Source organism: Mycobacterium paraintracellulare, from assembly GCF_000276825.1.
Lineage (GTDB): Bacteria > Actinomycetota > Actinomycetes > Mycobacteriales > Mycobacteriaceae > Mycobacterium > Mycobacterium intracellulare.
On sequence record NC_016948.1, the window covers coordinates 1,625,949 to 1,639,633 of the forward strand.

The 13,685-nt window shown below is 67.6% G+C and carries 12 protein-coding genes; 10 read left to right on the top strand and 2 right to left on the bottom strand.

What is annotated here, in order from left to right; all coding sequences use genetic code 11:
- Positions 1-3 precede the first annotated feature (3 nt).
- On the bottom strand, positions 4-549 hold the full coding sequence (locus OCQ_RS07725) for a cysteine hydrolase family protein (RefSeq protein ID WP_008255223.1): 546 nt from the start codon (positions 547-549) through the stop codon (positions 4-6).
- A gap of 59 nt (positions 550-608) precedes the next feature.
- Here OCQ_RS07725 and OCQ_RS07730 point away from each other — a divergent pair, with 59 nt between their 5' ends.
- Complete coding sequence (locus tag OCQ_RS07730; RefSeq protein WP_014382185.1) at positions 609-2,651, top strand: NAD(+) synthase; 2,043 nt, start codon at positions 609-611, stop codon at positions 2,649-2,651.
- A gap of 25 nt (positions 2,652-2,676) precedes the next feature.
- Here the strand turns inward: OCQ_RS07730 and OCQ_RS07735 are convergent, their stop codons facing one another.
- A complete protein-coding gene (locus tag OCQ_RS07735; RefSeq protein WP_080587991.1) occupies positions 2,677-3,555 on the bottom strand; it encodes a ribokinase in 879 nt (292 codons plus the stop codon).
- Positions 3,556-3,710: 155 nt separating this feature from the next.
- Here OCQ_RS07735 and OCQ_RS07740 point away from each other — a divergent pair, with 155 nt between their 5' ends.
- The 9 genes from OCQ_RS07740 to octT all read left to right on the top strand — a co-directional run bounded on the left by OCQ_RS07740 (position 3,711) and on the right by octT (position 13,680).
- Complete coding sequence (locus tag OCQ_RS07740; RefSeq protein ID WP_008255227.1) at positions 3,711-5,900, top strand: adenylate/guanylate cyclase domain-containing protein; 2,190 nt, start codon at positions 3,711-3,713, stop codon at positions 5,898-5,900.
- Entirely contained in the window at positions 5,900-7,303 is a 1,404-nt protein-coding gene (locus tag OCQ_RS07745) for a mechanosensitive ion channel domain-containing protein (protein WP_009953582.1), read from the top strand. Before OCQ_RS07740 ends, OCQ_RS07745 begins: the two co-directional genes overlap by 1 nt.
- 46 nt (positions 7,304-7,349) lie before the next feature.
- Positions 7,350-8,633: a glutamate-5-semialdehyde dehydrogenase gene (locus OCQ_RS07750; RefSeq protein ID WP_026071540.1), complete on the top strand. Its 1,284-nt coding sequence runs from the start codon at positions 7,350-7,352 to the stop codon at positions 8,631-8,633.
- A gap of 36 nt (positions 8,634-8,669) precedes the next feature.
- Positions 8,670-9,545: an AAA family ATPase gene (locus OCQ_RS07755; RefSeq protein ID WP_008255233.1), complete on the top strand. Its 876-nt coding sequence runs from the start codon at positions 8,670-8,672 to the stop codon at positions 9,543-9,545.
- 10 nt (positions 9,546-9,555) lie between these two features.
- Positions 9,556-11,004: a vWA domain-containing protein gene (locus OCQ_RS07760; protein ID WP_009953585.1), complete on the top strand. Its 1,449-nt coding sequence runs from the start codon at positions 9,556-9,558 to the stop codon at positions 11,002-11,004.
- A gap of 283 nt (positions 11,005-11,287) precedes the next feature.
- Positions 11,288-11,890, top strand: coding sequence for a nicotinate-nucleotide adenylyltransferase (gene nadD, locus OCQ_RS07765; RefSeq protein WP_009953587.1), 603 nt, complete (start codon positions 11,288-11,290; stop codon positions 11,888-11,890).
- Positions 11,887-12,282, top strand: a complete 396-nt coding sequence (gene rsfS, locus OCQ_RS07770) for a ribosome silencing factor (RefSeq protein WP_008255239.1) — start codon at positions 11,887-11,889, stop codon at positions 12,280-12,282. Before nadD ends, rsfS begins: the two co-directional genes overlap by 4 nt.
- The gene (gene gpgP / locus OCQ_RS07775; protein WP_008255240.1) at positions 12,279-12,953 is read left to right on the top strand and encodes a glucosyl-3-phosphoglycerate phosphatase; all 675 of its coding nucleotides are present in this window, start codon (positions 12,279-12,281) and stop codon (positions 12,951-12,953) included. The genes rsfS and gpgP overlap by 4 nt, the downstream gene beginning before the upstream one ends.
- Positions 12,943-13,680, top strand: a complete 738-nt coding sequence (gene octT / locus OCQ_RS07780; protein WP_008255242.1) for a diglucosylglycerate octanoyltransferase — start codon at positions 12,943-12,945, stop codon at positions 13,678-13,680. Before gpgP ends, octT begins: the two co-directional genes overlap by 11 nt.
- Positions 13,681-13,685 lie beyond the last annotated feature (5 nt).

Genomic DNA, 13,685 nt, shown 5'->3' on the forward strand with positions numbered 1-13,685 from the left:
GGATCAGGCCGGGTCCAGGCAGTCCGCCGCGGTCGTGAGCTCGGCGGACATGTTCTGCTCCATCATCTTGCAGGCCGCCGCGCCCAGGTCGGCGTCGATGTGGGCGACCGCATCGGTCGGGATCACGACGGGGAAGTGCCGCACGTACGCGTCCAGGGCCGTGTACAGGATGCATTGCTCGGTGACCTGGCCGGTGATGATCAACCGCTTGGTGTCCAGCCGGCTCAGCAGGTACGCCAGCGCGGTCGAATAAAAGGCGCTGTGGCGGACCTTGGTCATCAGCCGGCTGCCTTCGGCGGGCGCGATCGGCTTCACCAGATCGGGCCGCGCGCCGTCGAGCGCCGAGCGGACGATCCCGGAGAACTCGGCGGTGAAATCGCCGTAATTGTCGTTGACATAGATCAGGTCGACCTCGTCGGACGTGCGTGCCCGCCGGACCAAATCGGTCAAAGGCTCGATGATCTTCTCGACATTGGGTATTAGATCGTCAGCGTCGGGATGTTGATAGGTATTCATCATGTCGACGACCAGGACCGCAGTGTCGCTCATGGCGTTGGGGATACCCGGCGGCGAGGAGTTGACACCCCCGAGGCGACAATGGAAGGGCGATGGACTTTTACAACGCTTACAGCCAGGGCTTTGCCCGCGTCGCCGCGTGCACGCATCACACCGTCATCGGTGACCCCGCGGCGAACGCCGAGGCGGTCCTGCGGATGGCCCGGGAGTGCCACGACGACGGCGTAGCGCTGGCCGTTTTCCCGGAGCTGACGCTGTCCGGTTACTCCATTGAAGACATCGTCCTGCAGGACCTGTTGCTCGACGACGTCGACAGGGCCGTCGCGGACATCGTCGCGGCCTCCGCCGAGTTGTTGCCGGTCCTGGTGGTCGGCGCGCCCGTCCGCCACCGGCACCGCATCTACAACGCCGCCGTGGTCATCCACCGCGGCGAGGTGCTCGGCGTGGCGCCGAAGTCGTACCTGCCCACCTATCGGGAGTTCTACGAGCGCCGCCAGATCGCGCCCGGCGACGACGAGCGCGGCACCATCCGGCTCGCGGGGGTCGAGGCGCCGTTCGGTCCCGATCTGCTGTTCGCCGCCTCCGACGTGCCCGGCCTCGTGCTGCACGTGGAGATCTGCGAGGACATGTTCGTGCCGATTCCGCCCAGCGCCGAGGCCGCGCTCGCGGGTGCGACGGTGCTGGCCAACCTTTCCGGTAGCCCGATCACCATCGGCCGCGCCGAGGACCGCTGCCTGCTGGCTCGTTCGGCCTCCTCTCGTTGCCTGGCCGCCTACGTGTATTCGGCTGCGGGCGCGGGCGAATCGACGACCGATCTGGCCTGGGACGGGCAGACCATGGTGTTCGAAAACGGTGTCCTGCTGGCCATGTCCGAGCGCTTTCCGATGGGGGAGCGGCGCAGCGTCGCCGACGTCGACCTCGAATTGCTTCGCTCGGAACGGCTCCGGATGGGCACGTTCGACGACAACCGGCGCCACCACCGGACGACGGCGGAGTCGTTCCGGCGCATCGAGTTCCGGCTTGACCCGCCTGGCGGCGACATCGGGCTGTGGCGTGAGATCGAGCGGTTCCCCTTCGTGCCCGCCGACCCGCAACGGCTGGAACAGGATTGCTTCGAGGGCTACAACATCCAGGTAGCCGGCCTCGAACAGCGTTTGCGCGCGCTGGATTTCCCGAAGATCGTCATCGGGATATCCGGTGGGCTGGACTCGACGCACGCGTTGATCGTCGCCGCGCGGGCGATGGACCGCGAACAACGCCCGCGCAGCGACATTCTGGCGTTCACCCTGCCGGGCTTCGCCACCGGGGACCGCACCAAGCGCAACGCGATCGAGCTGTGCCGCGCCCTGGGTGTGACGTTCGCCGAGATCGACATTCGCGAGACCGCGCAGCTGATGCTCAAGGAGATCGATCACCCGTTCTCGCGCGGCGAGAAGGTCTACGACGTCACCTTCGAGAACGTCCAGGCCGGCTTGCGCACCGACTACCTGTTCCGGCTGGCCAACCAGCGCGGTGGCATCGTGCTGGGCACCGGCGACCTGTCCGAGCTGGGCCTGGGCTGGTCGACTTACGGTGTCGGCGACCAGATGTCGCACTACAACGTCAACGGCGGCGTGCCCAAGACGCTGATCCAGCACCTGATCCGCTGGGTGATTTCCTCGCAGCAGTTCGAGTCGAAGGTCAGCGAGGTGCTGCAGTCCGTGCTCGACACCGAGATCACGCCGGAGCTGGTTCCCAGCGGCGAAGAGGAAGAGCTGCAAAGCAGCGAGGCGAAAGTTGGCCCGTTTGCGCTGCAAGACTTTTCACTGTTCCACGTGCTGCGGTATGGATTCCGGCCGTCAAAGATCGCGTTTCTGGCCTGGCATGCGTGGAGCGATCCCGAGCAAGGCAACTGGCCGCCGGGATTTCCCGAAGACAAGCGTCCGTCGTACTCGCTCAAGGAAATCCGGCACTGGCTGCAGGTATTCGTGCAGCGGTTCTACTCGTTCAGCCAGTTCAAGCGTTCGGCATTGCCCAACGGGCCCAAGGTGTCGCACGGCGGCGCGCTGTCGCCGCGGGGTGACTGGCGCGCCCCCTCGGACATGTCCGCGCGCATCTGGCTCGACGAGATCGAACGCGAAATCCCCGAGGACTAGAGCGCGGCCGCCGCGGGCAAAGCGGCTAGGACGCGTTCTGAAGCGCCGTGTCGATCGCCTCGGCGTCCGGTGCGCAATCACCGGCGCCGGGAACCAGCGTCGCCAGCGCGCCGGCCGCGCAGGCGCGGCGTAGCGCGAGTCGCCGCTCACCCGCCGAGCCGGGATTGGGCGGCCAGTTCGCGGCCAGCACACCGGCGAACACGTCGCCGGCGCCGGTGGTGTCCACCGCGTCCACCGCGGGGGAGGGCACCGAGTACTCGCCGTCGGCGCCGGCGTAGCGCGCGCCGCGCGAACCCAGGGTGACCACCAGGTGTGCTGGGCGCCAAGGCCATTCGTTGGCCTCCTCTTCGTTGGTGATCACCACGTCGGCGGCGGCCGCCAGCTCGCCCAGCGAAGCGGGATCCTGGCCGGCCGGTGAGGCGTTCACGACGACGACCGCTCCGGCCGACCGGGCGTGTTGCGCCGCCGCGATCGCCGTGTCGACCGGAATCTCCAGCTGGGTCAACATCACATCGCAGTCTGCGACCACGCCGCGCGCGCGGTCATCGGTCAGCGTGAACCGCCCGTTGGCTCCCGGCGCCACGACGATGGTGTTCTCGGCGTAGGCATCGACGACGACGACGGCGGTGCCGCTGGGCCCGGGGATTTCCACGGCCCCGTCGAGCCCGACACCGTTGGCCCGCAGGTGGGCGCGCAACTGCTCGGCGGCCGGGTCGTCGCCGACGGCCCCGACGAACTGCACGCGCGCGCCCGCGCGCGCGGCTGCCACCGCCTGGTTGCCGCCCTTGCCGCCGGGGGCTTGTGTCATCGACGACGCCAACACCGTTTCGCCGGGCCGCGGGAGGGCGCCTACGCCCAGCGACAGATCGATGTTCACGCTGCCCACTACGCATACCCCTGCCATGGGGCCCGACGTTAGTCGCGTCGCGATGGCGATGCACACGTGGGGCACCGGCGCTTTGGACGCCCAATCGCGTCACGGCAAACGCATCAATATCTCGGCGTGCGCGCGCTAGTCTGCTGCGTGAGGAGCTGGATCCCGAGAAAAGGGGCAGGCAATTGACGACCAGCGAGCTAACCGATGCCGCACCCCGCATCGAACCCGGCCCGGCTCACCAGCCCGTCACGCGTACGCGCCAGCCGCGCAGCCGTTTCCGGTTCGGCATCCAATCCAAAATCCTGATCACCATGCTGCTCTCGAGCATTTTGGGCGTCGCGGTGATCGGTCTCATCGGAGCCGTGTCCGGCCGCACCGCATTGCGGGAAGTCGAATCCGAACGGCTCATCGAGATGCGCGAGTCCCAGAAGCGGGCAGTGCAGGCGTTGTTCAGGGAGCTGACGAGTTCGCTGATCGTGCAAAGTGGCGGTTTCGGCATCAACGAAGCGACGGCGAACCTCAGCACCGCCTTCGCCCAACTGGCCAACGCGAACATCACGCCGGCCGAAGAACAGACCCTGGTCAATTACTACGAAAACGACATGATCAAACCGATCAAACGGATCACCGGTAACGCGATCGATCTCAAGGCGGTGCTGCCGAGTTCCAACGCGCAGAAATACCTTCAGGCGCACTACACCGCGGCGCCCAGGCCGACGGCCGACTCGCCGCCCGCCGAGGACGCCGGCGACGGCAGCGCGTGGTCGGCCGCCAACGCCCGCTTCGACTTTTTCCTGCGCGGCATCGTCACGCGTTTCGATTACCGGGATGCGCTCCTGCTGGACATGCAGGGCAACGTCGTCTACAGCGTCATGAAGGGTCCGGATCTGGGGACCAACATTCTCACCGGTCCCTATCGCGGATCCAACCTGCGTGGCGCCTACCAAAAAGCCGTGGCGTCCAACGATGTCGACTTCGTCTGGATCACCGACTTTCAGCAGTATCAGCCGCAACTGGACACCCCCACCGCGTGGGTGGTGTCGCCGGTCGGCATGAACGGCAAATTCGAAGGGGTCATGGCCCTGCCGGTGCCGATCGGGAAGATCAACACGATCATGACCGCCAACAAGCATTGGGAAGCCGCGGGGATGGGTCCGGCCACCGAGACCTACCTGGCCGGCCCCGACGACCTGATGCGTTCCGACTCAAGGGTATTCATCGAAGACCCGAAACAATACCGGCACGAGGCCATCGAGGCCGGCACCCCGCCCGACGTCGTGGACCGGGCCCTGCGGCTGGGGGGCACCACGTTGGTCCAGCCGGTGCCGACCGCGGGTCTTCGCGCCGCGCAGCGCGGGGAAACCGGCGTCATGAGCGCCACCGACTACACGGGCAATCGAGAGTTGGAAGCCTACGCGCCGCTGGACATCCCCAACTCCGATCTGCACTGGTCGATCCTGGCGACCCGCGACAACTCCGACGCTTTTGCGCGGCTGGGCCGGTTCAGCAAGAACCTCGTGATCGCAGTCACGGCAATGATTTTCGCCATCTGTGTGGCCTCGATGTTCGTCGCCCAGGCGGCGGTGCGCCCGGTCCGGCGCCTCGAGGAGGGAACCCGAAAGATCAGCTCCGGCGACTACGACATCAACATCCCGGTGCGCACCCGCGACGAAATCGGCGATCTCACGGCGGCTTTCAACGAGATGAGCCGCAACCTCGCGATCAAGGAGGAGCTGCTCAACGAGCAGCGCCGCGAGAACGATCGCCTGATGCTGGCCCTGATGCCCGAGTCGGTGCTGCAGCGTTATCGCGAGGGCGAGGAGACCATCGCCCAAAAACATCAGGACGTCGCCATCATCTACGCCGACATCGTCGGCCTCGACGAAATGTTCACCGAGATGCCGGAAGACGAATTGGTGGGCACCGTCGACGAACTTTTCCGGCAGTTCGATTCGGCCGCAGAATCCCTTGGTGTCGAACGGATCCGCACGTTCCACAACGGTTATCTCGCCAGCTGTGGGGTCGTCACCCCGCGACTGGACAGCATCCACCGTGCCGTGGACTTCGCCCTCGAAATCGGCCGCATCATCGATCGGTTCAACAGCCAAAGCCGCCATCAGCTGGGCCTTCGCGTCGGCGTCAACACCGGCAACGTGGTCAGCGGATTGGTGGGCCGCTCCGGCCTGGTCTACGACATGTGGGGCGGCGCGGTGAGTCTGGCCTACCAAATGCACAGCGGCGCACCGCAGGCCGGCATTTATGTCAGCTCGCAGGTGTACGAAGCGATGCGCGATGTCCGGCAGTTCACTGCGGCGGGCACGATTTCGGTCGGCGGGACCGATCAGGCCATCTACCGGTTGCTGGAGCGGTGATGAACATCTTCGGCTCGTCATGGTTCTACTGGGCGGTCGGTATCGCGATCGGATTGCCGGTCGGGATGATCCTGCTGACCGAACTACACGATGCGCTGCTGCGCAGGCAAAGCCCCCTGGCCCGGCAGGTCGGATTGCTGCGCAACTACCTGCTGCCGCTCGCCGCGCTGTTGTTGCTCCTGGTTCAGGCCTCGGGGATTCCGGCCGGCGACATCCCGGTGCGCATCCTCACCACCGTGTTCGGCCTGCTGGTGGTGGTGCTGCTGTTGTCCGGGCTCAACGCGACCGTGTTCGAGCGGGCTCCCGAAAAGAGCTGGCGCAAAAGGCTTCCCACCATCTTCATCGACGTGGCCCGCATAGCGCTGATCTGCGTTGGCCTGGCGGTGATGTCGTCGTACATCTGGGGTGTGCGGATCGGCGGGGTGTTCACCGCGTTGGGCGTCACGTCGGTCGTCATCGGTCTGATGCTGCAGAACTCGGTCGGGCAGATCGTCTCGGGCCTGTTCATGCTGTTCGAGCAACCGTTCCGGATCGACGACTGGCTCGACACCGGCACCGCGCGCGGACGCGTCGTCGAGGTGAACTGGCGCGCCGTACACATCGACACCGGCAGCGGAATCCGGATCATGCCGAACGCGGCGCTGGCCACCACGTCGTTCACCAACCTCAGTCGCCCGCCCGGGCCGCACAAAGTGGCGATCACGACGACCTTCTCCGCCGCCGACGCGCCCGACCGGGTGTGCGCGGTGCTGTCGCGGGTGGCCCGGGCGCTGCCACAGCTCAAGCCCGGCAGCGTGCCTCGCTCGGTGCCCGTGGGCGCCGGCGAGTATCGCACGACGATCGGGTTGGACTCACCCGCCGACGCCGGCGCCGCGACGGCCACGTTCCTGCGGTGGGCCTGGTACGCCGCCCGACGGGAGAATCTGCACCTCGACGACGCCGATGACGACTTCTCGACGGTCGAACGCGTGGAGCACGCGCTGCACGAGGTGGTGGCGCCGGCGCTGCGGCTCAGCACCGAAGAACAGCGGTCATTGCGCTCCTCGGCGCGAATCGTCCGATACGGCACCGACGAGCTCGTGGAGGACGCCGGACAGGTGCCCACGGCGATGACGTTCCTGGTGGCCGGCCGGGTGCAGCTCACCGCCACCGCCGACGACGGGACGGTCGTGCCCATCAGCACCCTGTCCGAGGGGGCGTTCCTCGGACTGACGGCGTTGACCCGCCAACCCAACCTGGCCAGCGCGTATGCGGTCGAAGAGGTCACGGCGCTCGAAATCGACCGAGAACACATCGAGCATCTCGTGATGCGCGCACCGGCGCTGCTGCAGAACTTCGGCACCATCCTCGAGGAGCGGCGCAGCAAGGTGCGCACCGCCCGGCGCGGCGAGCGCGTCGGGTAGATCGGCCCGCGTCACCCGGGCTTTTGCGGCCGGATACCCTGGTTCAATGAGTCTGCAGGCACCATTGCGCAGCGGAGCGGCCCAACAGCGGGAGCCTGATTTGCGCCGGGAGGTGCACGACGCCGCCCGCCGCGCCCGCGTCGCCTCCCGTGTGCTGGCATTGTTGCCGACCGTCGCCAAAGACCAAGCGCTGCGCTCGGCGGCCGACGCCGTCACCGCCCACGCGGAATTGATCCTGTCCGCCAACGCCGAAGACGTCGAGGCCGCCCGCGCCGCCGGAACGCCGACCGCGATGCTCGACCGACTGGCCTTGGATACCAAGCGAGTTGAGGGCATCGCGGCGGGCCTGCGTCAGGTCGCCGGGCTCCCCGATCCCGTCGGGGAGGTGTTGCGCGGCTACACGCTGCCGAACGGGCTGCAGCTGCGCCAGCAGCGGGTCCCGCTCGGCGTCGTCGGAATGATCTACGAGGGCCGACCCAACGTGACCGTCGACGCGTTCGGCTTGGCGTTGAAGTCCGGCAACGCCGTGCTGTTACGCGGCAGCTCGTCGGCGACCCGGTCCAACCAGGCGCTGGTGCAGGTGTTGCGGGCGTCGCTGGTCAGCGAGGACCTGCCGGCCGATGCGGTGCAGCTGCTTTCGTCCGACGACCGCGCCACGGTGACGCATCTGATCCAGGCGCGTGGCCTGGTCGACGTGGTGATCCCGCGCGGCGGAGCCAACCTGATCAACGCAGTGGTCCGCGACGCGCAGGTGCCCACGATCGAAACCGGGGTCGGCAATTGTCACGTATACGTCCACGAGGGCGCCGATCTGGACGTCGCGGAGCGGATCCTGCTGAATTCCAAGACGCGTCGGCCGAGCGTCTGCAACGCCGCGGAGACGCTGCTCGTCGACGCCACGATCGCCGAGGAGGCGTTGCCGCGTCTGGTGACCGCCCTGCAAGACGCCGGCGTGACCGTGCATGGGGGCTTTTCCCAGGACGCACACGAGGACGATCTGCGGCGCGAGTACTTGTCGATGGACATCGCGGTGGCGGTGGTCGACGGTATCGACGCCGCGATCGCCCACATCAACGAGTACGGCACCGGCCACACCGAGGCCATCGTGACCACCAATATGGCTGCGGCGCAACGGTTTACCGACGCTATCGACGCCGCGGCGGTGATGGTGAACGCGTCCACGGCGTTCACCGACGGGGAGCAATTCGGTTTCGGAGCCGAAATCGGCATCTCCACCCAGAAATTGCACGCCCGCGGTCCCATGGGGCTGCCCGAACTGACCTCGACCAAATGGATCGCGTGGGGAGACGGACAGACGCGTCCGGCCTGAGATCCCCGTGCAGAAAGCGTTTTAGGAGAACCGATTGTGAGTGTGCCCGCCCGGTCAAAGCCGCTGTTCGAGGACATCGACGACGTCTCGCGGCGGTTGGCCGAGACCGGCTACCTGCCCGACACCGCCACCGCGACGGCCGTGTTCCTGGCCGACCGCCTCGGCAAGCCGTTGTTGGTGGAGGGCCCGGCCGGCGTGGGCAAGACCGAATTGGCCCGCGCCGTGGCCCAGGCCACGGGGTCGGGCCTGGTGCGCCTGCAGTGCTACGAGGGGGTCGACGAGGCCCGCGCGCTCTACGAATGGAACCACGCCAAGCAGATTTTGCGCATCCAGGCCGGCTCCGGGGACTGGGACCAGACCAAGGACGACGTGTTCAGCGAGGAGTTCCTGCTGCAGCGTCCGCTGCTGACCGCCATTCGGCGCACCGAGCCCACGGTGCTGCTCATCGACGAGACCGACAAGGCCGACATCGAGATCGAGGGCCTGCTGCTGGAGGTGTTGTCCGACTTCGCCGTGACCGTGCCCGAACTGGGCACGATCACCGCCGAGCGCACGCCCCTGGTGGTGCTGACCTCCAACGCGACCCGCGAACTGTCCGAGGCGCTCAAGCGTCGCTGCCTGTTCCTGCACATCGACTTTCCCAGCCCCGATTTGGAACGCCGCATCCTGTTGTCCCGCGTTCCCGAGCTGCCCGCACACCTGGCCGAGGAGCTGGTGCGCATCATCGGCGTGCTGCGCGGGATGCAACTCAAGAAGGTGCCGTCCATCGCCGAGACCATCGACTGGGGCCGCACGCTGCTCGCGCTGGGCCTGGACACCATCGACGACGCGGTCGTCGCCGCCACACTGGGCGTGGTGCTCAAGCATCAATCCGACCAACAGCGCGCGGCCGGCGAGCTGCGGCTTAACTAGGAACACCGCCATGGCCGCCCGCCGCATACGCCCCTCCCGGCCGCTCGCCCCGCACGGGCTGCCCGGGCACCTGGTCGGCTTCGTGGAAGCGCTTCGGGCAGCGGGGATTTCGGTCGGCCCGTCGGAGACGGTGGACGCCGGCCGGGTGATGGCCACCCTCGGTCTGGGCAACCGCGAGGTGCTGCGCGAGGGGATCGCGTGCGCGGTGTTGCGCCGGTCGGATCATCGCGAAACGTATGACGCCATGTTCGACCTGTGGTTCCCGGCGGCGCTGGGCGCGCGCGCGGTGGTCGCCGAGGACGAGGCCGACGACACCCCAGACGACAACGCGTTGCCACCCGACGACGTCGAGGCGATGCGCCAGATGCTGCTGGATCTGCTGGCCGACAACCCCGATCTGGCCGACATGGACGAGCGCCTGGTGGCGATGATCGCCCGCATCGTAGAGGCCTACGGGAAATACAGTTCCAGCCGGGGCCCGTCCTTCTCGTCCTACCAGGCGCTCAAGGCGATGGCCCTGGACGAACTCGAGGGCAAGCTGCTGGCCGGGCTGCTCGCCTCCTACGGCGACGAACCCACACCCACACAGGAGGAGATCGCCAAAGCCCTTGCGGCGCAGCGGATCACCCAGCTGCGCAAGATGGTCGACGCTGAGACCAAGCGGCGGACCGCGGAGCAACTGGGCCGCGATCACGTCCAGATGTACGGCATACCCCAGCTTTCCGAGAACGTCGAATTCCTGCGCGCCTCCGGCGAGCAGCTGCGCCAGATGCGCCGGGTGGTCGCGCCGTTGGCGCGGACCCTGGCGACCCGGCTGGCCGCGCGCCGGCGGCGCAGCCGCGCCGGGTCGATCGATCTCCGCAAGACGCTGCGCAAGTCGATGTCCACGGGCGGGGTGCCGATCGACGTGGTGCTGGCCAAGCCGCGCCCCGCCCGGCCCGAACTGGTGGTGCTGTGCGACGTCTCCGGCTCGGTCGCCGGCTTCAGTCACTTCACCCTGCTTCTGGTACACGCTCTGCGCCAACAGTTCTCGCGCGTTCGCGTGTTCGCGTTCATCGACACCACCGACGAAGTGACCCACATGTTCGGGCCCGAGGCCGACCTGGCCGTGGCCATCCAGCGGATCACCCGCGAGTCGGGCGTCTACAGCCGCGACGGCCATTCCGACTACGGCAACGCGTTTGCGTCTTTCGTGCAGGCGTTCCCGAACGTGCTCTCCCCGCGCACCTCGCTGTTGGTGCTGGGGGATGGCCGCACCAACTACCGCAACCCGGAAACCGAGCTGCTGTCGCACATGGTGACCGCCAGCCGGCACGCACACTGGCTGAACCCCGAGCCCAAGCATCTGTGGGGAAGCGGCGACTCGGCGGTGCCGCGCTATCAAGAGGTCATCGCCATGCACGAATGCCGGTCCGCCAAGCAGTTGGCCGCGGTGATCGACCAGCTGCTGCCCGTGTGAGGTCGCTGCTGCCCGTGTGAGGCCACGGCTGCCCGTGGGAGGTCCTGGCCGCACCTCTTGTCACACCAGTCACGGCAGTCTCCGTCCGAGACGACACTGCTTGCGCCCACCTCCGAGCGACAAGCCGGCCCGCCTCCGGTGTTGTCGCTCGGAGGTGGGCACAAGGCATGCGACCCCGAGCGGGGACTGATGGGGCGCATGTGACGACAGCTCGGACAGGCCCTGATCACCGCCTCAAGTAAGCTGGCACATCGTGCAAAAGCAGCTTCGCAGGTTAGGAGTGATGGGTGGGACGTTCGACCCCATCCATTACGGCCACCTGGTTGCCGCCAGTGAGGTCGCCGACCTGTTCGACCTCGACCAAGTCGTGTTCGTGCCCAGCGGCCAGCCCTGGCAGAAGGACCGCGACGTCTCCGCCGCCGAGGACCGCTATCTGATGACGGTGATCGCCACGGCGTCCAATCCCCGGTTCTCGGTGAGCCGGGTCGACATCGACCGCGCCGGCCCCACCTATACCAAGGACACGCTGCGCGACCTGCGCGCGCTGAACCCGGATTCCCAGCTGTTCTTCATCACCGGCGCCGACGCGCTGGAATCCATCCTGTCCTGGCAAGGCTGGGAGGAACTGTTCGACCTGGCCCGCTTCGTCGGCGTCAGCCGCCCCGGCTACGAGTTGAGCCACGACCACATCACCGGCGTCCTGGGCGAGCTCGCCGATGACGCGTTGACGCTCGTCGAGATTCCGGCGCTGGCGATTTCGTCGACCGACTGCCGCCGCCGCGCCGAGGAGCACCGTCCGCTGTGGTACCTGATGCCCGACGGCGTCGTGCAGTACGTCTCCAAGCGGCGGCTCTACAGCAAGCCGGGCGGCGAGGAGCCCAGGTGAGCGCCACGCGGGAAGCCATCGACATGGCGACGGTGGCCGCCGGCGCCGCCGCCGCGAAGCTCGCCGACGACGTCGTCGTCATCGACGTCTCCGCCCAGCTCGCCATCACCGACTGCTTCGTGATCGCCTCGGCGTCCAACGAGCGACAGGTCAACGCCATCGTCGACGAGGTCGAGGAGAAAATGCGCAAGGCGGGCTACAAACCCGCGCGGCGCGAGGGCACCCGCGAAGGCCGCTGGACGCTGCTGGACTATCGCGACATCGTCGTCCACATTCAGCACCAGGACGACCGCGACTTCTATGCCCTGGACCGGTTGTGGAGCGACTGCCCGGTGGTGCCGGTGGACCTGGACGAGCGCGGCGGGGACTCCGAAGACTCGAGCGCGCAATGAAGATTCGTCGGCTGATCATGTTGCGGCACGGGCAAACCGAGTTCAACGCCGGCAGCCGGATGCAGGGCCAGCTGGATTCCGAACTCAGCGAACTCGGACGGGCGCAGGCCATCGCCGCCGCCGAGGTGCTGGGCAAGGTGCAGCCGTTGCTGATCGTGTCGTCGGACCTGCATCGCGCCTACGACACCGCGGTCAGGCTGGGGGAGGTGACCGGCTTGGCGATCCGGGTGGATCAGCGGCTGCGGGAGACGCATCTGGGTGACTGGCAGGGATTGACCCATACCGAGGTCGACGCGCAGGCCCCCGGCGCCCGATTGGCCTGGCGCGAAGACGCCACCTGGGCCCCGCATGGCGGCGAAAGCCGGGTGGACGTCGCGGCGCGCAGCGTGCCGTTGGTCGCCGAACTGGCCGCCGCCGAGCCGGAATGGGGTGATCCCGACGGGCCGGACCGCCCGGTGGTGCTGGTGGCCCACGGCGGGCTGATCGCCGCGCTGTCGGCCGCGTTGTTGAAGCTTCCCGTCGGCAACTGGCCGGTTCTGGGTGGCATGGGCAACGCCAGCTGGGTTCAGCTTTCCGGCCATTCCGGCGACGAGGACGACGAATTCGAGAGCATCCGCTGGCGTCTGGACGTATGGAACGCCTCGGCACAGGTGTCCAACGATGTCCTCTGAACAACGTCCCACACTGCTGATCTTCGCCGACTCGCTGGCCTACTATGGCCCCACCGGCGGCCTACCAGCCGACGATCCCCGCATCTGGCCGAACATCGTTGCCGCCCAATTGGATTGGGATGTGGAACTGATCGGTCGCATCGGCTGGACGTGTCGGGACGTCTGGTGGGCGGCAACCCAGGACCCGCGGGCGTGGGCGGCGCTACCGCGCGCGGGAGCCGTCATCTTCGCCACCGGCGGCATGGATTCGCTGCCGTCGGTGCTGCCCACCGCGCTGCGTGAGCTGATCCGCTACGTGCGACCGCCGTGGCTGCGACGGTGGGTGCGCGACGGCTACGGGTGGCTGCAGCCCAGGCTCTCCCCGGTGGCCAGGCCCGCCCTGCCGCCGCACCTGAGCGCCGACTATCTCGAACAGACTCGTGGGGCAATCGATTTCAACCGCCCCGGGATCCCGATCGTGGCCTCGCTGCCGTCGGTGCACATCGCCGACACCTACGGCCGGGCCCACCACGGTCGGGCGGGGACCGTGGCCGCCATCACCGCGTGGGCGCAAAGCCACGATGTACCGCTGGTCGATCTCAAAGCCGCTGTCGCAGAACACGTGATGAACGGACGGGGAAACCCCGACGGAATCCATTGGAATTTCGAGGCCCACCAGGCGGTCGCGGAGCTGATGCTCAAGGCGCTCGCCGAGGCCGGCATCTCGAACGAGAAACCCCGCGGGTAGCGCTC